Origin of the sequence: Acinetobacter vivianii (assembly GCF_014635885.1) — a bacterium.
In the GTDB taxonomy this organism is placed as follows: domain Bacteria; phylum Pseudomonadota; class Gammaproteobacteria; order Pseudomonadales; family Moraxellaceae; genus Acinetobacter; species Acinetobacter vivianii.
Genome location: NZ_BMDR01000002.1, coordinates 258,158 through 279,443 on the forward strand (window position 1 = coordinate 258,158; position 21,286 = coordinate 279,443).

18 protein-coding genes and 1 pseudogene are annotated in these 21,286 nt (G+C 40.9%); 11 read left to right on the plus strand and 8 right to left on the minus strand.

From position 1 onward, the window contains the following. Positions 1–30 precede the first annotated feature (30 nt). Positions 31–348, minus strand: a complete 318-nt coding sequence (gene gatC / locus IEV36_RS05050; protein ID WP_004652310.1) for an Asp-tRNA(Asn)/Glu-tRNA(Gln) amidotransferase subunit GatC — start codon at positions 346–348, stop codon at positions 31–33. Between the two features lie 133 nt (positions 349–481). Between gatC and IEV36_RS05055 the strand changes: the two genes are divergently transcribed. From IEV36_RS05055 to IEV36_RS18775, 6 genes are all read left to right on the plus strand, one after another. After that, on the plus strand, positions 482–1,522 hold the full coding sequence (locus tag IEV36_RS05055; protein ID WP_004775309.1) for a rod shape-determining protein: 1,041 nt from the start codon (positions 482–484) through the stop codon (positions 1,520–1,522). 17 nt (positions 1,523–1,539) lie between these two features. Beyond that, positions 1,540–2,397 (plus strand): rod shape-determining protein MreC, encoded by an 858-nt coding sequence (gene mreC / locus IEV36_RS05060; protein ID WP_004775307.1) that lies wholly within the window; start codon positions 1,540–1,542, stop codon positions 2,395–2,397. Further along, on the plus strand, positions 2,384–2,875 hold the full coding sequence (mreD, locus tag IEV36_RS05065; protein WP_005259310.1) for a rod shape-determining protein MreD: 492 nt from the start codon (positions 2,384–2,386) through the stop codon (positions 2,873–2,875). The genes mreC and mreD overlap by 14 nt, the downstream gene beginning before the upstream one ends. Continuing rightward, on the plus strand, positions 2,863–3,423 hold the full coding sequence (locus IEV36_RS05070; RefSeq protein ID WP_005259307.1) for a Maf-like protein: 561 nt from the start codon (positions 2,863–2,865) through the stop codon (positions 3,421–3,423). The genes mreD and IEV36_RS05070 overlap by 13 nt, the downstream gene beginning before the upstream one ends. Before the next feature lie 63 nt (positions 3,424–3,486). After that, a complete protein-coding gene (gene rng / locus IEV36_RS05075) occupies positions 3,487–4,941 on the plus strand; it encodes a ribonuclease G (RefSeq protein ID WP_004775302.1) in 1,455 nt (484 codons plus the stop codon). A 135-nt stretch (positions 4,942–5,076) separates the two neighbouring features. Beyond that, a complete protein-coding gene (locus IEV36_RS18775; protein WP_004775299.1) occupies positions 5,077–5,250 on the plus strand; it encodes a PA1571 family protein in 174 nt (57 codons plus the stop codon). Positions 5,251–5,285: 35 nt separating this feature from the next. Here the strand turns inward: IEV36_RS18775 and IEV36_RS05080 are convergent, their stop codons facing one another. Further along, positions 5,286–6,674 carry a WS/DGAT/MGAT family O-acyltransferase gene (locus IEV36_RS05080; protein WP_004775297.1) on the minus strand — a complete coding sequence of 463 codons (1,389 nt, stop codon included), beginning with the start codon at positions 6,672–6,674 and terminating at the stop codon, positions 5,286–5,288. Positions 6,675–6,855: 181 nt separating this feature from the next. Further along, on the minus strand, positions 6,856–7,476 hold the full coding sequence (locus IEV36_RS05085; RefSeq protein WP_005259304.1) for a phosphoadenosine phosphosulfate reductase domain-containing protein: 621 nt from the start codon (positions 7,474–7,476) through the stop codon (positions 6,856–6,858). 208 nt (positions 7,477–7,684) lie between these two features. Here IEV36_RS05085 and thrH point away from each other — a divergent pair, with 208 nt between their 5' ends. Continuing rightward, entirely contained in the window at positions 7,685–8,302 is a 618-nt protein-coding gene (thrH, locus tag IEV36_RS05090) for a bifunctional phosphoserine phosphatase/homoserine phosphotransferase ThrH (RefSeq protein ID WP_004652299.1), read from the plus strand. Between the two features lie 75 nt (positions 8,303–8,377). On the opposite strand, the gene IEV36_RS05095 is transcribed toward thrH, so the two are convergent. The 3 genes from IEV36_RS05095 to IEV36_RS05105 form a co-directional block, all read right to left on the minus strand. Further along, entirely contained in the window at positions 8,378–9,607 is a 1,230-nt protein-coding gene (locus IEV36_RS05095; RefSeq protein WP_005259303.1) for an OmpP1/FadL family transporter, read from the minus strand. Between the two features lie 253 nt (positions 9,608–9,860). Continuing rightward, entirely contained in the window at positions 9,861–11,192 is a 1,332-nt protein-coding gene (locus tag IEV36_RS05100; protein WP_005259301.1) for an outer membrane protein transport protein, read from the minus strand. A 525-nt stretch (positions 11,193–11,717) separates the two neighbouring features. Next, positions 11,718–13,178 carry a coniferyl aldehyde dehydrogenase gene (locus tag IEV36_RS05105; protein WP_005259299.1) on the minus strand — a complete coding sequence of 487 codons (1,461 nt, stop codon included), beginning with the start codon at positions 13,176–13,178 and terminating at the stop codon, positions 11,718–11,720. 807 nt (positions 13,179–13,985) lie between these two features. Here IEV36_RS05105 and IEV36_RS05110 point away from each other — a divergent pair. The 3 genes and pseudogenes from IEV36_RS05110 to IEV36_RS05120 all read left to right on the plus strand — a co-directional run bounded on the left by IEV36_RS05110 (position 13,986) and on the right by IEV36_RS05120 (position 16,788). Next, the gene (locus IEV36_RS05110; protein ID WP_004775289.1) at positions 13,986–15,323 is read left to right on the plus strand and encodes a CitMHS family transporter; all 1,338 of its coding nucleotides are present in this window, start codon (positions 13,986–13,988) and stop codon (positions 15,321–15,323) included. A gap of 200 nt (positions 15,324–15,523) precedes the next feature. Next, a pseudogene (locus tag IEV36_RS05115) lies at positions 15,524–16,118 on the plus strand (porin); the annotation flags it as partial. Positions 16,119–16,227: 109 nt separating this feature from the next. Then, the gene (locus tag IEV36_RS05120; RefSeq protein ID WP_004775287.1) at positions 16,228–16,788 is read left to right on the plus strand and encodes a phosphatase PAP2 family protein; all 561 of its coding nucleotides are present in this window, start codon (positions 16,228–16,230) and stop codon (positions 16,786–16,788) included. 51 nt (positions 16,789–16,839) lie between these two features. On the opposite strand, the gene IEV36_RS05125 is transcribed toward IEV36_RS05120, so the two are convergent. Together IEV36_RS05125 and IEV36_RS05130 are read right to left on the minus strand one after the other, a co-directional pair. Then, positions 16,840–18,066 (minus strand): HmuY family protein, encoded by a 1,227-nt coding sequence (locus IEV36_RS05125; protein ID WP_004775285.1) that lies wholly within the window; start codon positions 18,064–18,066, stop codon positions 16,840–16,842. Positions 18,067–18,086: 20 nt separating this feature from the next. Continuing rightward, the gene (locus tag IEV36_RS05130; protein WP_005259296.1) at positions 18,087–20,144 is read right to left on the minus strand and encodes a TonB-dependent receptor plug domain-containing protein; all 2,058 of its coding nucleotides are present in this window, start codon (positions 20,142–20,144) and stop codon (positions 18,087–18,089) included. Positions 20,145–20,296: 152 nt separating this feature from the next. Between IEV36_RS05130 and IEV36_RS05135 the strand changes: the two genes are divergently transcribed. Next, positions 20,297–21,283, plus strand: a complete 987-nt coding sequence (locus IEV36_RS05135; protein ID WP_004775281.1) for a DUF6607 family protein — start codon at positions 20,297–20,299, stop codon at positions 21,281–21,283. Positions 21,284–21,286 lie beyond the last annotated feature (3 nt).

Genomic DNA, 21,286 nt, shown 5'->3' on the forward strand with positions numbered 1-21,286 from the left:
AATATAAAATATTGACTAATCGAATAAAACTTATTCAATTACGCGAGGTACGAGGTATAAACCTGCTTCTGTAGCAGGTGCGACCGCTTGATATTCATCACGATGGTTGCTTTCAGTCACAACGTCAGCGCGTAAAGGTTGCGGGTTGTCAAATGGGCTCTTTAAAGGCTCAACATCATCGGTATTAATGCCTTTCAAGCTTTCCATCATGCCAAGGATTTTATTTAAACTTTGAGCATATTCAGCAGATTGCGTGTCATTGAGAGATAAACGGGCAAGGTGTGCAATTTGCGATACCGTTTGCGCATTTAAGTCTGTTGTCTGCTGAGCATCTGATGATGTAGACATAACTTTACCTAATTCAGTATTAAAAAATTTCAAAATATCGTGCGTTATAATAAGCGATTGACTTGTTCAAATCATCACATTTAGTTAAAGTTGCCACCTTGTATTCACACAAAGTTTAATTGAGAACGCCCCCGTGATTCTAAAACGACTAATTGGCTTGTTTTCGCCGGATTTAGCCATTGATTTAGGTACTGCAAATACACTTATTTATGCACCAGGCCGTGGCATTATATTAAATGAACCAACTGTTGTGGCAATTCGTCACAGTGGTTCGCAAAAAATTGTTGCCGCTGTAGGTCTAGATGCTAAACAAATGTTAGGCCGTACACCAGCGAATATTTCAGCGATTCGTCCAATGAAAGACGGTGTCATTGCTGACTTTGAAGTAACTGAGACCATGTTGAATCAGTTTATTGGCAAAGTGCATGAGAAGCGTTTATTCCCACCAGCGCCACGTGTTGTGGTGTGTGTACCATGTAAATCAACCTTGGTTGAGCGTCGTGCAATTCGTGAGGCTGTATTCAATGCAGGCGCACGTGATGTCCGCTTGATCGAAGAGCCGATGGCGGCTGCAATTGGCGCAGGTATGCCAGTTGAGCAAGCTTGTGGTTCGATGGTTGTAGATGTGGGCGGTGGTACGACTGAAATCGCAATCATTTCATTACAAGGTTGTGTATACGCAGATTCATTACGTATCGGTGGTGATGTATTTGATGAACAGATCATCAACTACGTTCGTAAAGCGCACGGTTGTGTGATCGGGGAAACCACAGCTGAAGTGATCAAGAAAGAAGTGGGTATGGCTGTTGCTGATGGCAAAACCCTCGAAATCGAAGTTCGCGGACGTAATCTGGCAGAGGGTGTACCTCGCGCGATTACCGTGACTTCTGATGAAATCACTCAAGCCATTGCTGATCCATTACAAAGCATCGTGAGTGCGGTGAAATCTGCACTTGAACAAACCCCACCTGAATTATCTTCTGATATTGCAGAGCGTGGTATTGTCTTGACAGGTGGTGGTGCATTACTACGTAACCTCGATAAATTGCTTGCTCAAGAAACAGGTTTGCCTGTGATTGTTGCGGATGATCCTTTAACTTGCGTCACTCGTGGTGGCGGTAAAGTCTTAGAGTTCTTTGACAATCCAAACCATGACATGCTTTTCGTTGGTTAAATCATAAGGACTAGGCGGTGCAACCGAATCTTTTTTCAAGACAACCGCCATCTTTTCGCTCATTTGTCATTGCGGTCATTACATGTTTGGTGGTGCTTTTCTTTGATTGGCGCATGCCCTATGTAATTCAACCAGCAAGGGATGTCTTGTATGCCGCGTATAATCCTATTTATGCGCTGGCAAGCTATCCTGTACTGTCGCGAGAATGGCTTAACCAACAAACCAAATCTGAAGCCCAATTGCGTCGTGAAAATACGGCCATGCAGGCTGAACTTCTTCAGGCACAAGTCCGTCTACAAAAGCTATCAGAACTTTCTGCGGAAAATAACCGTCTAAGAGGGCTGTTGGATACGCCATTAATTATTGATGGCCGTATGCAGATTGCTGAAGTGATTGGAACAGATGCCGACCCATTGCGACATATTATTATCATTAACCGTGGTTCCGTGGATCATTTAAGAACAGGTCAAACTGTGCTGGATGATAAGGGTATTATGGGGCAGATTATTAATGTCTATCCACATAGTTCACGGATTATGCTGCTATCTGATAAGGAACATTCATTGTCAGTGCGTTTAGAACGTACGGGAATGCGTGCCATTGTCACGGGTACAGGTGATTTGGGACAACTCAAAATGGAATATGTTCCGACCAGCGCCAATATTCAGGTTGGGGATAAGGTATTTAGTTCTGGACTCGGTGAACATTTTCCAGCAGGTTACTTAGTGGGTACGGTATCAAAAGTCAGTCGGCATACGTCGGGTGAATTTGCTGAAATTGACGTGGCTCCAGCTGCCCAACTGGCAAGTGGTCATCATGTGGTCGTATTATTCTCTGAATCTTTAGCGCAGGAGCAACCTTATGCCGATCGCTAAACTGAACTATGAGAAACGTAAAGATCCATTGTTGATGATCATCCTGTCCATTGTTATTGGCTCAGTGTTGATGGTCTATCCGATGCCTTATGAGGCTTCTGGATGGCGACCGTCGATGATGTTGATGATCATGCTGTTCTGGATTCTATATCAGCCTGTCTGGTGTGGAGTCTGGTTTGCCTTTGGTATGGGGCTTTTTGTCGACCTATTACTCGATGCGCCTTTTGGCTTAAATGCGCTGAGTTTCGTACTGATTGCCTTTGCGACACGTTATTTGATTCGTGAGCGTCGCATTCTGACGTTTGGGAACTCATGGGTGATTGCGGTGATTGCCATTGTTGCGCATATTACCTTCCTGTGGATTAGCCAGACCATTGCGGGAACTCACTTTTCGATTGCTCGTCATTGGCAACCTGTGGTGACAGGTGTGTTAGCATGGCCCTTGGTTTATTATTGTTTACATAAATGGCGCATATAATTCTTGCATCAAGCTCGCCTCGTCGGCAGGAGCTCTTAACGCAACTGGGGCTAGATTTTGAAATCTACAGCCCAGATGTTGATGAGGCTGTGCAAGAAGGGGAAGCTGTTGAACACTATGTTGAGCGTCTGGCCAGAGCCAAAGCTCAAGTTGTTTTAGCTCAATTCCCTGATGCAATCGTGATTGCGGCGGATACCAGTTTAAGTTTTGCTGGCAAGATTATTGGAAAACCAGAGTCAAAGCAGCATGCCTTTGAAATCTGGTCAGCACTTTCTGGACAATGGCACGATGTCTATTCTGGTCTATGTGTTGCAACTTCTGCACAGATGCTCAGCACTGCTGTACGCACTCAAGTTGAGTTTCAGCAACTGAGTCACGCAGAAATGGAAAAATACTGGGCGACTGGCGAGCCGATAGGAAAAGCTGGCGCCTATGCGATACAGGGAATTGCTGCACAATATATTCCTCAAATTCGGGGCAGCTACAGTAATGTAGTGGGTTTGCCTCTATACGAGACAGCACAGTTATTAGAAAGAGTTAAAGCCTAAGTATTGGAATACTGGGGATAACACTTTCGGATATAAGAATTTTTATAAAGTTTTGAGTTTGTTATGGCAGAAGAGTTGCTGATTAACGTCACGCCGATGGAATGTCGTGTGGCATTGATTGAAAATGGTACGGTCAATGAACTATTCGTTGAGCGTACTGTTAAACGTGGGTTAGTGGGTAATATCTACAAAGGTAAAGTTGTGCGTGTACTTCCGGGTATGCAAGCGGCCTTTGTTGATATTGGTTTGTCTCGAACCGCTTTTTTGCATATTAACGATATGGTGTGGTCGCGTTCGCAACCTACGCCAAATGTCTTTGAGTTATTACATCCCGGGCAAATGCTGACGGTTCAGGTCATGAAAGACATGCTGGGAACCAAAGGTGCCCGTTTAAGTACCGATCTTTCCATTCCTTCGCGTTATCTGGTGTTGATGCCTTATGGTAATCACATTGGTGTGTCTCAGCGTATCGAATCTGAAGAAGAGCGTGACCGCTTACGTGGCATTATTGAAGGTATTCAGGCTGAGCATCATTTGCCGGGCAGTGTGATTGTACGTACTGCCGCAGAAGGGGTGGATGAAGCTGCGATTGCGCAAGACATGTGCTATCTCAGCAAATTATGGGAATTTATCCAGCGTAAACAAAAAGAAGCAGCGACGGCTGAACTGATTTTTGAAGAGTTACCTTTACCGCAACGCATCGTGCGTGATTTGGCGAGTGATGAAACGGCAAAAATTTATGTCGATTCACGGGAAATTCACGGCAAACTGAGTGAGTTTGTGGATGAGTTTGTGCCGACCATTCAAAACCGTTTGATTCATTATCCGGGCGAGAAGCCGTTATTTGATTTATATAACGTCGAAGAAGATATTCAAAAAGCACTACAAACCCGTGTAGCACTCAAGTCTGGTGGTTATCTGATGATAGACCAGACCGAGGCCATGACCACCATTGATGTGAACACTGGTTCTTATGTCGGCGGGCGTAGCTTAGAAGACACGGTATTTAAAACCAATATGGAAGCCACACAAGTGATTGCAAGACAACTTCGTCTGCGCAATCTGGGTGGCATTATCATTATTGATTTTATCGACATGCAAGAAGCTGAGCATCGAGAGGAAGTGATGCGTCAGTTTGAACGCATGCTTGAGCGCGATCATGCCAAGACTAAAATTACGCAGGTTTCCGAGCTTGGTTTAGTGGAAATGACGCGTAAACGTACACGCGAATCTTTGGAACATTTGCTTTGTGAATCGTGCCCAACCTGCCAAGGACGGGGTTATGTGAAGACGGCAGAGACAGTATGTTACGAGATATTTCGAGAAATCTTACGTTATGCCCGCGCATTTGATTCCAAGGGTGGCTTTACTGTCGTTGCCCACCCAGCGGTCATTGATCGGCTATTAACAGCAGAAGCCCCAGCTGTCGCGGATTTAGAACATTTTATTAATCGTGTGATTAAATTCCAGGTGGAAAATCTGTATACGCAAGAGCAATACGATATCATTTTAACCTAAAGTTGTAACAAGATTTCGCTTAAGCCTTGTTACAACTGAAATTTTACTTTCTATCATGAATTTTAAATACTAGAACCATAGAATGAGCCATAGGTACTTTTGGGTACCTTAGCAAATAATATGAGGTATATAATTATGAATGTGAGTGAAAGATTAGTGAACCACGGTTTCAAACATGTTTTAGACAGTAACCCTGTAAACACATGCTATATGGTAGACAGTCAAGGTAAAGAAGTTCAGATCACCACTGCGATGATTCGTTCAGCCTGCCATCAGCTTTTGCAGCGTTGCCGCACAATTAAAAAGTAAGGGGCTAACGAAAGCCCCTTAATTTATTCTGGGATTTAATTCGCCGCTTTCTGCGGTTGAGGCAAGTCTTGAATCGCTTGTTCAAAACGTTGAATTTCTTCTTCTAAATGAGTCAGTAAATTCTGCATTTTCGGTAGTGCATTGCGACATGCAATCAAACCGACTTCCAGCTTGTCCAAGTAACTTGTCATGGTGATATTCAGCGCCTGACCATCCATCACAATTGATGCAGGATAGAGTGCATCTAGTTTGGCACCATTCCAATACAATGGCTCACGCGGGCCGGGTACATTTGAAATCACAAGGTTAAACGCTTGACGCTTAGGCAACATGCCAGATGCAATGTTTAAACCAGCAGGGCCATACACCACCGCGCTATAGTTCAAGATTTCGTTGGCGGTCATACGACTAAAGCGTTGTTTTGAGTTCTGTACGCTACGACGAATAATTTCCAAACGCTCAATCGGGTCTTCGATATGAGTCGCAAGATTTGCCAGAATCATGGTAATACGGTTACTAACATCAGAATCATCCGTACGTAAAGACGCAGGCACCATCGCAATCAGTGGCTTTTTAGGCAAGCTATTGTGACTGAGTAGATATTCACGTAATGCGCCCGAGCAGACTGCCAAAATCACATCATTCAGGGTCACACCCAAAGATTTGGCAATACGACGGAAACGTTCCAGTTCAAAAGATTGTGCAGCAAAGCGACGTGAAGAACTCACGCGTTGATTCAGGATAGATGGCGGTGCCTGAAAGGTCGATACATAGTCTGGATTTCTACCCATCTCTTTAAAAATGGTTTGTGACAGCTCCTGCATGACCTTTGGAGCTACTTCAAGCTGGGATTTAATGCCTTCCATCACGCCTTTAATTTTGCTCACCGTCGGTGGCTTAGGTGCTTTTAAACGTTTAGTTCTTTTGCCTTCTACACACCATAACGGCACAACATGCTTTTCATTTGGATCATGAGAAAGTGATTTTTCAATCAGGCGCATTCCTGCAACGCCGTCTACCATCGCATGATGGATTTTGAAATACATGGCAAAACGGTTGCCTTCAATACCCTCGATAATGTCACATGTCCAGAGTGGTTTGGCCCGATCAATCAAGGAACTATGCTGTTGAGAGATATACACCAGAAGTTCACGAATACGTCCAGGATTAGGCAAAGCGATATGACGGAAATGATGGTCGATATCAAACTCGCTATCTTCACCCCAGAACAAACCATTCAACTGATTGTTGAATGGCGGGACAGGAATACTTTTAGATTGACGAATTTCGTTAACTAGATCATGCACAAATGTAGGTGAAGCATTCTCTGGAAGCTCGAATAAAAACAAGCCACCTACATGCATAGGCTGTTGTCTTTTCTCTAGCGAGAGAAAAATAAAATCAATGGGGTGTAGTGGGCGCATAGCAGATCTAGCCTCTCATCGCATTTTTTATAAGATACTCTTTGAGCTCTTATTAGTATTATTGAACCGTTCTGCGAAGTATATACTGTTTGTTCTGGTTAAAATATGACTTTGTACAGACGAGTCAGGAAAAATAAAACCACTGATGAATCAGTGGTTTTATTTTAATGCAGCGCTGAAATCAGTGATTTAAGTGTAAACCACATTCGCGATGCTCTTCACCTTTTGTCGGATCAAAGTAATCTTCGTTGTCTGGTAAATTATGTTTTTGCATATATTCCCAAAGGTCTTTTGAAGTCCATTTTAATAATGGGGCAACCTTGATCAGGCCATCTGGATTAATGCTGACAGGATCCATTTCTGCACGTACAGCGGTATCTGTAGCACGTAAAGCGGTAAACCAGACTTTAGGAGCAGTTTCACGGATTGCACGTTCAAACGGCTCTAATTTTACTTCCGCAGTAAATGCTTCGTGTTTTGGATCATCGAGTGCTGGAACAGGCCCTTCCAGTGCTTCACGATGTGCACGTGAACGTTTTGGTAAGTAGGTAAGAAGGTTCAAGTTCAGTAACTTGGTAATTTCATCCACATACTTATAGGTGGTTTCGGTATTGTAACCATTATCCATCCAGACCACCTGAATATCAGGTTTGACGCGGGTCAACATATGCAAAATGACAGCTTCAAATGGACGGAAATTCGTTGTCACAATGGCCTTTTCATTTAAGCTTAATGCCCATTCAATTAGTTTTTCAGCATCATTGCCAAATTCTGTATTGATTTGATCCAAATTTAAAGTCATAACACGTTGCCTTTTATGCTCATCGGTCTTCGTCGTTTACACGACATACTGCCTCATATAGTAATGCAATTATGTCTGATCGGATATGTTCGCCAAGGAAATTCTTATTCAAAAAATCTATGGTTAGACCATGAAAAAAGGGCAATTGTTGAGCACATCTCCATGTTAAACTAGCGCAATTTTTAACACATAGGATAGTTGAATAAGCATGGAAATCGTATGCCTAGATCTTGAAGGGGTTTTAGTTCCAGAAATCTGGATTAACTTTGCAAAAAAAACAGGGATTAAAGAACTTGAGGCAACGACACGTGATATTCCCGATTACGATGTGTTGATGACTCAACGTTTGAATATCTTAAAACAGCATGGTTTGGGCTTAAATGATATTCAGGCCGTGATTGCAGATATGGGGCCTTTTGAAGGTGCGAAAGAGTTTGTGGAATGGGTGCGTACACATTTTCAACTGATCATTCTATCTGATACTTTCTATGAATTTGCTCATCCACTCATGAAACAATTGGGATGGCCAACGATTTTCTGTCATAAACTTGAGACAGATGAAAATGGCATGATTACCGCGTATAAATTACGTCAGCCAGATCAAAAGCGTCAGGCGGTAAAAGCATTGCATGGTTTGAACTTCCGTGTTATTGCAGCAGGCGATTCTTATAACGATACCACCATGCTGGGTGAAGCCGATCATGGTTTCTTGTTCGATGCACCAGCCAATGTAATTGCCGAGTTTCCACAGTTCCCACCATTGCATGGCTATGAAGCATTAAAACAGGCGATTCGTTCAGTATCACAACGTGATATTCCAGAATAATGAATCCTCCCAACCCTCCTTTAGAAAAGGAGGGTGTTTCCCCCTCTTTTTGAAAGAGGGGTTAGGGGAGATTGCTTAGAACTTATAGCCAATTTTTAAGCCATATGCGATTGCATCATTATTCTCAAATTCAGCCACATAACCTGGTGTATTAAATTGAGAACCTGATTGCGCTTTTGCATCACCGAGCCAGAAGTATTTCACACCACCCGCAATAAAGGTTGCAGGGGTAGGGCTATATTGCACACCCACGCCGACATTCCAGTAACCTTCAGTTGGGCCTAAAGTGGTGACAGGGTTACCAGCACCAGAGTCCCAACCCACAGATAGATTACCTGCCCATTGATCATTGATTTTACGACCTACACCCGCAGTAATTGAGTATTGATCTTCGGTATAAGCGACTAGATCGAAACCGTCTTTTTTACCTGTTGATGCGATGATTGGGGGTAAAGTCGAAGCAGCACCAAATTTATAAGGACGAATGGCAAAGTCTTTCCAGTTCACCCAACGTAGATTGGCAAACGCAACTGTATTTTCCATAATGCCTGTTTGGAAATCGAGGTTAACCGATTGAGGTGTCGTAATTTCTGTCACACCTTCTGAGTTATTAATTTTATTTAAAACAGCATCAAAAGCGGGATTACCCGTCATGCCTGCTACACTATGGGTTTCATAAGCATTCATTTCATGCTTGATCTTGGCGCGATAAGTTAAAGAAGCCTTGAGTGCAATTTCAGGGATTTGATATGCCACACCTGCTAACCAGCCAACTGCTTCGTCCCGACCTGTTTTGAAATCATAACCGCTATATGCGCTATAACTTTGGCCACGTAATAACACCGTACTGTCTAAGGTTTGATAAACCGCACCTGCATACAGGTTCCAGTTCTGGTTCGGTTGGTAACCAAATAACAGGTTTAAGTTTTCAGTATCAACCGTAACAGATGTACCACCTTTGAAAGGAACAGGGCGGCTTTCGATAAAGTTACTATGGCCTGTATATTCTGCATCGGCACCATAAGGCTGGTCATAAATCAAACCAATTGAAAAATGATCCGTTGCCTGAATTTTTAAAGCAGCATTTGGCGAGTAGTAATGGTTCGCCATATTGCCTGTATTGTTTTGTGATATGTCTTTACCTGATACATTTGGATCAAGAATCGTAATACCCGCTTCAAAATAATTGTCTGGTTGTAGGAACGCTGCAATTGATTGGCCTGAGCGATCCAGTGCTGCGGCAAATGTTGTCGTTGTTGGAACTAAGCTAAGTAGAAGAGCCGTTTGAATAGCATTCAGCTTCATTAATATGTTCTCTCAAATCACTTTGTAACAGAATGGCGCGAAAAGTATCATAATTTTTAGAGGCTTAAATATTTTACAAATGTCCATAAATGAACTGGTAAGGTCACCAAAAATACTTGAGCATTTAAGTTTTATATAGGTGGATTGCGTGTGATAAATGAGCAGGGGAGTTTATCTATTATTTTGATTTTATTTATTAAAATTGTATAAAAAAAGGCCATCTTGAGATGACCTTTTGATTTAAATTATTGGATTAGAATTTATAACCAATTTTTAAACCATATGCGATTGCATTGTTGTCTTCAAACTTAGCTACATAGTCATTGCCGCCCGCTTGAGCACCAGTTTGTGCTTTAGCATCGCCTAACCAGAAGTATTTTACGCCGCCCGCAATAAATGTCGCAGGAGTAGGGCTGTATTGTAAGCCTAGACCCACGTTCCAGTAGCCTTCAGTTGGACCAAGTGTCGTAACAGGGTTACCTGCACCAGAATCCCAACCTACAGAAACGTTACCTGCCCATTGCTCGCTCAGTTTGCGACCAACACCAGCGTTTACAGACCATTGGTCATCAGCATATTCAACTAGAGAAAAACCATTTGGACGATTTACTAATGGTCCAACTGCTTCAGCTGCTTTACCAAATTTGTAAGGAGTGATTGAGAAGTCTTTCCAGTTCACCCAGCGAACATTTGCAAATGCAACCGTATTTGCCATGATACCTGTTTGGAAATCAAGGTTAACAGATTGTGGTGTTGTAATTTTACTTTGGCCTTCAGCTGAGTTTGCTGCTGCAAAGCCGCCAATTGCTTGAGAAATAGCTGGTAATAATGCTGGTGGAACAAGACCACCTAATGCTGGAGCTGCATTAGCTAACGGCGCCGCTAAACTTAAATTTTCATTTGCATTAAACTTATGGTCAATTTCAGAGCGATAAGTAATAGATGCTTTAAGTGCAATTTCTGGAATTTGATAAGCAGCACCTGCTAACCAACCTACAGCACCATCTTCTTTAATAGTGGCATCATAACCGTTGAACACGCTATAAGCTGAACCGCGTAAATGCACATTTCCTTTGATTGTTTGGTATACACCACCACCGTAAATATTAAAATTTTGAGTTGGTTGGAAACCGAAAATCATAGAAATGTTCTGTGAATCAACCTCAACAGAAGTATTTCCAGTTGTTGCTCCACCAATTGATGATGTTGTGACAGGCAGTGAACTTAATACGCGATCATTTGGTGATGCAACAAAAACATTATCGCCAGTATATTTTGCATCAGCACCAAATGGTTGGTCATACAGAAGACCGAAAGAGAATTTATCAGTGAGTTGAAGTTTTAATGCTGCGCTAGGGAAATAGTAATCATCACCCATATCGCCAATTTTACGAGTAGTTGCTGATGTACCAGCTTCCTGACCTTTCACTGTTGGGTCTAGGACAGAGATACCCGCTTCAAAATAGTTACCCGGCTGTAAAAAAGCAGAAATAGATTGACCTGAACGGTCCAACGCTGCTGCAAAAACTCCAGTTGCAGGTAGCGTTGCTAAGATCATGGCAGTGCTAAGATGTTTTAATTTCATTGTAAATCTTTCCTTGAACTTCAAGATTCTTTAGTGTTAAGAAGCTATGATCTGACAACAAAAAAGTTATCTATTGTGATTGGCTATAACTTCATGTAACAAAAATACCATAATTAAAATAAGAGTAAATGTTCTAAATGAACTAAGCAGTATTAACGAAAAGATGAAAGTGGACAAAAATAAATCTTAAAAAATTTATATACATATGTTTTTTTATTTGTAAAATAATGATAAATATAAATTATTACTCTAAAATAATAATCATTTCTTTTTGCAATTTTGAAAAAAAAGTTTTTTATTTGGTCAAAGATTTTTTGTAAAAAATAGGATTTATTTCTTCATAATTTATGTTTTAGGTGTTTTTTAAGTCAATTCACCACATTTGAATGATTTTATTCTAAGAACTAGAGCGACTATACATCTCCTATCTCATCAATTTTACTTGAAGGTAAAAGAAGAAGGGGAGATAAAAAGCACCCCATCACGAGATGCTTTTCAATATACCGTGCTTGTACTGCGTTTTACTTATTTGATATTCGGATCGCCTTGCTTCAAGAAGAAACGTAACGCCAGTTTTTGTACCCATGTGCCATAGGGCGGATAGAACAGTTGGGTCGGAAAGAAGCGGTGACGGGCAAAGACTGTTTTAGCATGTGAAAGTTCTCGGAAGCCTTCTTCGCCGTGATAAGTCCCCATGCCTGAGTTACCAATACCGCCGAAAGGCGCATCATGATTGACCACATGCCAGCCCCAGTCATTGATGGTGACACCCCCAGAGTGAGTTTGTTTTAAGATGTACTCTCGCTCGCTCACATCATGGCTAAAACAATATAAAGCCAGTGGTCGTTCACCTTCTCGAATATATCGAATGGCTTCATCTAAACTATCGTAAGGGACAACAGGCAGTACAGGCCCAAATAATTCTTCTTTTAAAATACGCATATCTGGTGTGCAATTGAGTACCAGATGGACAGGCATACGACGCGCATCTTTATCGCGATCGTATTCACCACAAGCAATAATTTGGGCGCCTTTAGCTTTGGCGTCATCTAGTATTTCTAATAAACGCTTGAGATGACGATCATTCACAATGGAGGTGTAGTTTGAATTGTTACTGATGTTCGCTCCATACATGTTGGTGAAGCTAGATTGGCATTCTGTGACGAATGCATCAACTTGTTCTTTTGGGACTAAAGCATAGTCTGGCGCAACACAGATTTGCCCGCAGTTGGTGGCTTTACCATGTAAAACTCGTTTTGCCGCATCAGCTAAAGGATAGCTACGACTAATCAGGGCAGGTGATTTACCACCCAATTCAAGTGTTACAGGCGTTAGATTGTCTGCAGCAGCGCGCATCACCACCCGACCAATCGCAGGTGACCCGGTAAACACAATATGATTGAAAGGCAAAGATGTAAATTGTGCAGGATTGACAATTTCTTCACCAAAAACAGCAACTTCATCTTCAGTGAAAACCTCAGCCAGCATACGTTTAACCACTGCATTGGTTGCTGGGGTGACTTCAGGCAACTTGATCATCACGCGATTGCCCGCAGCAATGGCTGCAATCAAGGGGCCTAAGGCGAGATAAACAGGGAAGTTCCAAGGCACAATAATCCCGACCACACCTTTAGGCTGGTATTGCACACGAAGACGATTAGATAAAAATAATAACTCGGTGCTACGTTTGCTCGGGCGCATCCAACGTCTTAAATGACGAATTGCATGTTCTGCCTCTAGTACTGAGCCAAGTAAATCCAGCAGCTTGGATTCATCAACAGATCTGGAACTGAAATCTGTATTAATTGCCGTCGCAATCACATCTTGATAACGAATTATTTGTTTTTTAATTTGAAATATTTTAGTACGACGATGTTCTAAATCTGGATAAGGATTTGCGTCGAAAGCAGTACGCTGTTGACTAAAGATAGAATGCATATGTTCGGATGCAGCATCATTGAATTGTTGTATAGATGAAAGTGTCATTGTTGCTCCGTTCATGTTTATTAATAGAAGAGACTTAATGATGAATAAGATTGATGGTCGACCTTAAATCCAGTCAACAAAAAATAATTTGCTGACATTATGCCTCAACATGCAAGGAATAAGGTGAAAAAAGCGTAAACATGAGGTTCATCTCTCGTTTTTGGCTTTTATTTTGCTGGATAACGGAGAGGGGTGTGCTGTTTTCGAAAGAGAGATGGCGATCAATATGCATCTTTGGTGATTTGGATTTTATATCTTAAATCATCAAAATTTACTGGATATTTCATTAAATGAATATTGAGTGAATAAAAGTGGAATTATCTGCTTTAAACATAGGGTTATATTCTCAAAATATGAAAATTTATATATTGGCCTAAAATAATTATTGTTGTAATCTATCACAGAATTATAAGAAAAAGAGTTGAGTGTATTTTGTACTAAATGAGATTTTAGAGAGATAAATGATATTTATTTTTATTTTCATTATTTAGGGTTGTGTTATTTTTTAATCGATTATTGCACCACAATGGAACATTATGTGTTAATATATAATGATAGAAATCTCCTGATATGATTTTATTTTACTCAGTTAAGTTGGGCTGAAAATATAAATAATTATTAATAATCAAAATATTATACCGCTATTGGTTTGAGCTGTAATTTAAATCATTTTTCATGTGAATGGATGGGGTGGGTATATAATAAAATTAAATGAATTGCTTAAAGTTAAATCGCATAGAATCTGTCCTTAATTCGGGTAAGGTGTTTACCCATAAAAAAAACTTATCAGGCTAAGGATTGCTTTAAATGCTGACTTTTTTAGGTATCAGCATGATCATGTGTTTCATGTATTTGATCATGTCAAAACGTCTCAGTGCATTGGTTGCATTAATTTTAATCCCTTTTATCTTCGCTATTATTGCCTGGGGCTTAGGTTTCTATTTTGAAAGTCTGAGCCATATCCAGTTGGCTGAGCTTGGCAATACCATGTTGGATGGTATTAAGAAGCTTGCTCCAACAGGCGTGATGTTACTTTTCGCCATTCTATATTTTGCTTTAATGATTGACTCGGGCTTATTTGACCCGTCGGTTAGATGGATTTTAAAGAAAGTTAAAGGTGATCCATTAAAGATTACGCTAGGCACTGTCTTTTTAACCCTGCTTGTTTCTCTGGATGGTGATGGTTCAACCACGTATATGATCTGTGTGGCCGCAATGATGCCGTTATACAAACGTGTCGGGATGAATCCACTGATCATGACCTGTTTAATGTTGCTCTGTAGTGGTGTGATGAACCTTACGCCGTGGGGAGGCCCAACAGCGCGTGCCGCGAGTGCTCTGCAGGTCGACGCAAGTGAAGTCTTTATTCCAATGATTCCTTCGATGGTGATTGCTGCTGCATGGTTATTCTTCCTTGCTTATCTATACGGTAAATATGAGCGTAAACGTCTAGGCGTGATTGAACTGGTTGATATCAGCCATGCTGACGATATTTCTATTTCGAAAGATCCAGAAGCGCAACGTCCTCATTTACGCTGGTTTAACGGTATTCTTACGCTGGTATTAATGGCTTCTTTGGTGAAAGGGATTTTACCAATGTCGATCCTGTTTATGCTGGGCTTCTGTATTGCATTGGTGGTGAACTATCCATGCGTCAATATGCAGAAAAAACGGATTGCCATGCATGCGGATAGCGTATTGGCCGTTGTGGGCGTGATCTTTGCTGCGGGTGTTTTCACAGGTATTCTATCGGGCACGGGCATGGTTGAAGCGATGTCTAAGGGCTTCGTTGCTGTTATTCCACCAAGCTTAGGGCCTTATCTGGCACCAATCACGGGTGTTCTGAGCATGCCTTTAACATTCTTCATGTCGAACGATGCCTTCTATTTCGGTGTTTTACCAATTTTGGCTGAAGCTGCATCACATTATGGAATTGCACCTGTTGAAATTGCGCGCGCTTCGATTATTGGCCAGCCGATCCATTTATTATCACCATTGGTTCCTTCAACCTACTTATTGTGTGGTTTAGCCTCTGTTGAATTAGCCGATCACCAGAAATTTACCTTGAAATGGGCATTTATTACCTGTTGCGTACTCATGGGTAGTGCTTTGATATTTGGTGTTTTTCCACTTTATAATCTGTAATTCTGATTATTCATGTGCTTTTATGTCGAAAATATAAAAGCACATCATTTGATTTGAATCCCTGTTTATTTATTTTTTGCTTGGAATATAGTGAAATAGGTTTCTTTTAATTTTTTGAGATAGTTAGGAAGATAACATTGGGGATGAAAATTTATTCGGCACAATGATGAGACTTGCAGCGCCAAAAAACCGAAATGTATGTATGCAAAGTGAACAGCAATAGTTCATTTGTTGGGATTAAATGCGAAGAAAAATTAACCGAACATTGAAGTGCTGTTTATTTAGCAGAATGGGCCTTTTATGCAGATGGCGATAAAATAGACTGGTCGCAGCGTAAACATTTTATTGGTTTGAAAGACAACCGTTTAGGTACAGTGAAAGTAGGTAAATATGAGATACCCCGCTAAAAGATTTATCCAGTCCAGTCGATAGTTTTAATAACTATATCAGTAATAAAGCCGATATCACGGGAATTTGGCATTAAAAACCTTATATCAAACTTCTAAAGTGACTGATAAAAAAGGGAATGATGAAGCAGCAGTTGATATCGATGATTCGCAAGGCTGGTTAATTGGTGCTGAGTATAAGTTGCCAAATCAGTCAAAATGGGCAGTCAAGGCTCAATATAGCTAGAACTCAACCATTTTTAAAAATGGTGCGGCTGATTTCGATGCCAAGCAAATACTTGTTGGTACGGATTATTCGTTCAATAAACAAGTGAAAGTCTATGGTTATGGTGGATATTCAACTTTTGAGCAGGCAAATACTAAAGATAAGCAACCTGTGGTTGAGTAGCGTTTGTAAATTTGTGCAGAATAAACAATAAAAATTCATATTTTTTACATTTTAGTCCTGTATGGTGGGACTATAAATCTGTCATGGATAGTATGGATAGCAACGGAAAATGATTTTTAAAGACTCAAATATTGCTTTGTTTAACAGTATCAATACTTTTGCTAAGGATTATGCTGTTTTAGATAAGATCGCAATTTTTCTAGCGGAAGATCTGAATACGGTTTTTATCAGTTTTCTGGTTCTATTAGTCGTGATCCAGTGGAAAACGTACGGTCTTCTGTTTGCAAAAACCTTATTTATTGTTCTGTTTTCACTGGTTATAAGTGACCTCATCGAATTCTTTTATCATCATCCTCGACCATTCCAGTTGCATTTGGGCGACAAATTGATTGGTCATGGCGCTTCATCCTCTTTTCCAAGTCAGCATACCTTAACCATCGTGATTATTGCCTTTTCTTATTTATTGGCTGGATTTAAAAAGATTGGAATATTGGGCTTGGTACTGAGTCTGGTGGTGGGTGTATCCAGAGTTTTTGTGGGTGTACATTTTCCTTTCGATATCGTTGGTTCATTCATCATTGGATTTATATTGGTTGTTGCAACCAACTATGTTTTAAAAGAAATGACGTTAAGACTAAGAAGAATCCGACCAATCCGTGTGATCGACTAGTTTTGAGATATACCTAAAGAAAAACGGAGCAGATGCTCCGTTTTTTATGACTTATTTAGCTGGCTGGATATCCAGTTCAAAGGTCCATGTGGTGGCACTTGAGGCGTTGCTAGGGTCTGCATATTTGACATCTGTGAGATGTAGACGAGCGTAGCTGTTGCCTTTATTTCCTCGAATGATTGTTGCACCCTCAGGATTCGCTTTTAGCATATGGGCTGCTTGTAGACCATCTGCTTGAGCTGCACTTAAGGTTGGATAATAGTTATACCAGCCATAACTGAGTTTTTGAGGGTATGTTCCCTTAAAGGTTGGATTCAAAATGGAGGTAATACTGTTAGAACCCCATTTGATATTGGTTGTAGAAGCAGCTGCTTTTAAATCAGCTTCTGTAGAGACATAAGCATTACTATCTTTAAACTTATCAATTATTGGTTTGCCGTCCGCAGAATAGAATCCAGCTGGTTGTGAGGCAACCATACTGCCTATACCTTGATTGAGTTGAACATTGTAGCGATTAAATGCGAGTTGCCATTGTCCAGTTGTATTTTTGCTGGTGGTGCCTGTGATCAGGTCAACATAGTTCCAGCCTTGAGTCGCATCAATTGTTAGGGTTTTTACGTCATGAGGAAGTTGCGTATTGATATAACGAATTGAAATATAACCTGAGGTGGTGCCTTGATAATAATTATAAATTTGCACTGCAAACACAGGTTTCTCATAGCTTCCAATTGCTGTTGCAGCGCTTGAATCGGTCGTGACCAAGAATGTTTTAAAGTTTGGTGACATACGATGATCACCGAAGAGATCATATTCAAAGAAGCTATTGCTGCCCGATGACGTGTCCATGAATGCATTGCTATAAGCATCTACGCTCCAGGCTTGAGCTGGTAAACTGCCGCCTTGTGTTGCATCCAGTTCTTTGGATAGATTTGCCCATGTTGCATCAAATGGTGAATAAAGTGCACCGCCATTGCCTGAACCGCTTACACCACTGTTGGTAAATAAGAGTGGGGTACGTGTGCCCATCGCAAATTTGAGATCCCAATCGGTTGTCGTACATGAAATTTCAGCTTGCGTGTCGATATCATAACAATAAGCGCTATTTGCACTAGGTGTAATGCTCCATTGTTTACCTTTTACTGTAAATAGATCTGTATTGGTCGCAGGCGGATTGCTGGTTCCACTGTTATCTGATGATCCACCACCACCGCCACAAGCGATCAGAAGGGTGCTTAAGGTGCTTAAAGCAAATAACTTGGCTAAATTAAGATGAGACATTGGTATTGATCCTATGAAGATTATTTCAGATTGCTGTTCCAGTTAAAGCGAAGCCCCATGTAGGTATATCGACCGGCAATCGGGCGATAATCTACTGCGCTAGAAAAATCACGTTGTTCATTGAAAATATTGTCGATACCCGCAAAAGCACTGATGTATCTGTTGATGCGATAACCCACTTGCGAGTCGAAGGTTACCCAGCTTGGTGACTGTTGCTGATTGGCACTATCGCCATATTCATCGCTTTGGTAACGGCCGCGTAAGGTCAAATCAAGTTGATCATTCAAGGCATAATCGGCACCTAAACGGGCAATATGTTTCGGGCGGCGTGTTAATAGGGTATTGGTGGTTTTATCTTTTGCTTCGGTATAGGTATACGCACCATTCACCGAGAAGTAAGGTGTCAGCTTCCATTTGGCAGATGTTTCAATTCCTTTGGTCTCCGCCTTGGCGACGTTGCTGTAGCTGTATTGAGTGATGCCATTTACTGTCGTGGCATTATCAAAATCAGTTTGGATCAGGTCTTGAATATCATTCCAGAACAGGTTGATATCTGCATTCCAACGATCATTTTGAACCAGACTTAATCCCAATTGATAACTGTCTGATGACTCTGGTTTTAAGTTGGGATTGCCAATGACGATATAGCCTAAGTGACTATGATCAAAAGAATAAAAACGTTCTTTTAAATTAGGTACGCGATAGCCTTGGCCATAACTCAGGCGTAGATCGGCGAGCAGATCATTCTGGTCGTAAAAACGATATTTAGTACTGAGTTTAAAGGCATTGTGATCGCCAAAATCATCATCATTCTGGAAACGCCAGCCGATCACAGCATCAAGGTTTTGTACGAGATTAAAGTCATTTTGGACATAAAACTCATGACGATCCCGCTTTACCGAACCGCCTTGCATCTCAAATTTACCGTTATTGCTTTGCTCTAACTTTTCTTCATGCCAGTCATAGCCCAACTGCCAGTTTTGCTTGTTCCATTTGGGGAATGTCAGTTGCGAGCTGAAATGATTATTTTCCTGATTTGAGTGTCGTAAAGCAGAAAGGTATCCATCTAAAGTTTGGGTAGAAGTTGAGTCATAGGTTTCATGGACAGCTTTTAAATCGATTTTGCTATTTTTGATAAAATTAAACTGTGAACCCGCACTGAAACGTTGGCGTTCAATATCTTCAAGTTTGTATTGTTTTAAATAAAATGGCGGAACGAAATTTAGACTTCGCTGGTGATCTTTTTCTTTATATTCATTGAAATCTGCCCACAGCATAAATTGGTCTGAAGGCTGCCATGCACCATAAAATGCATATTGCTGACGCTTTTGCTCATCACCTTGTTGAGGATAATCGTTCGGGTTAACGGCAAAGCCATCGCTACTAAACTGATCTGCGATGATGCGACCTTTTAAAGTGGCATTTGCCGCTTCAATACTGATTTTCTGATGGTGATTATTGATCGATGTATTTTTGCCATCTGCATTTTGTTTGCCATAAGATCCAATATCGACTTGTCCTGAAATGGCAACACCGTCTTGAACTTTTTTAGTGATGATATTGATCACACCACCCATTGCAGATGAGCCATATTGTGCCGAAGCTGCACCTTTAATAACTTCAATATGTTCAATGCCACCAATTAAATATTGATCTAAATCAACAGTAGAACTGGTACTGGCAGCAAGTGGTAAGCCATCAATCAGAATCAGCACCTGATCGCTACTCAGACCTTGTAATGAAATTTCATAACCTGATTTGCCATGAATTTCTCTTAACAAGATGCCTGGAATATTTTCCAAAGCATCTTTTAAGGTAATGGCATTGGTTCTTCTTAATTCTTCTTCATCAATAATTTCAGTTCGAATCGGACTATCAATTAATTTTTTTTCTGAACGTGTGCCGGTTACCACAATGGTATCGAGAACATGCACAGGTGTTTTAGTAACTGCATAAGTTGATTGCTCGGCTGCATACACAGAAGGAGAAATCAAACCTGCTGCTAAAAGAGAAGCAAATAAAACTTTAGGTTTAGAACAGAATTTAGGAGAGAGTATATTCACAATAGTTGATCGCAATGAAAATTATTCCATAAATTAAATGGTAATCATTCTCACAATAATTTACAATGCTTTACAGGTTTATTTCAAAAAGATACAAGCGACTGAACTAGGGAAAGTTGCTTTATTTAATTGATTCAGTAATTTAGCGTCGAGTTGAGATTTTTTATATGAAGCTTAAGTTGTCTTATGTTTTTGTAACTGCACTGATGATGGGGATCAGTAGTGTGAATGCTGCACAACAGCCAGTAAAATTGGCGGATGCTTTACAACAGCAATCTTTGCATGAAAATCTGACACAAGAACAAGCACGTCAGGCCATCCTGAAAATGGCAGGGGAATACAAAGTAGATTTTCGCTTTGAAGAGCTTTATTCACTCAAACCAGACTATAAAGTTAAAAAAGATGACTTATCGAGTGGTTATGAAACTGTTGTGGTTTTAGAAAATACCCCGAATAAAGTGTCGTTACAGCATATTCTGGTTGCAGAGGGGCATGTGGTGAAGCACTGGCGTCAGGACTGGGAATATGAACCGACCAAAATGTGGAGTTATATTGGGGATTATCGCTGGAAAAGTATTGATTTAAAGCCAGAGCAGAGCAAAGGCAAATGGCTGCAAACGGTATGGCAAGTCGATGATTCCCCTCGTTATGCAGGCTTGGGTGCGTGGACCAAAGACAATGGTGCAGTGGAGTGGGTATCGAATGAAACTTATCGCCCGTTACCACGCCGTGAGCATACCACGCGTAATGATTATGACGTGATTATTGGGATCAATCGTCATGCCTTCACTGCAACAGGGTGGGTACATGAGCAAGACAATATTAAATTTGATACCAAAACCAATACAGCACTTGCTCGTGAGCTAGGAGTTAACCAGTACAACAAAGTTGAAGGCTATGATTTCAAGGCTGCTTATGATTACTGGAAGAAGAATGCGACTTACTGGAGCGCAGTCCGAGATGCATGGGCGAATGCATTTAACCAGAATCAAATCGTGGCATTAAAATTTGCAGGAAAAAATGAGAAATCTCATTTTAGTTATTTTAATGATCAGGCAAAGTCGGTAGCAGGAAAAACTGTAAAAGCAGAACAACTGCAAACTCAGGCAAAAACCTTACTTAACCAGCAGCTTGTGGAAGGCAAGATTAATTAAAAA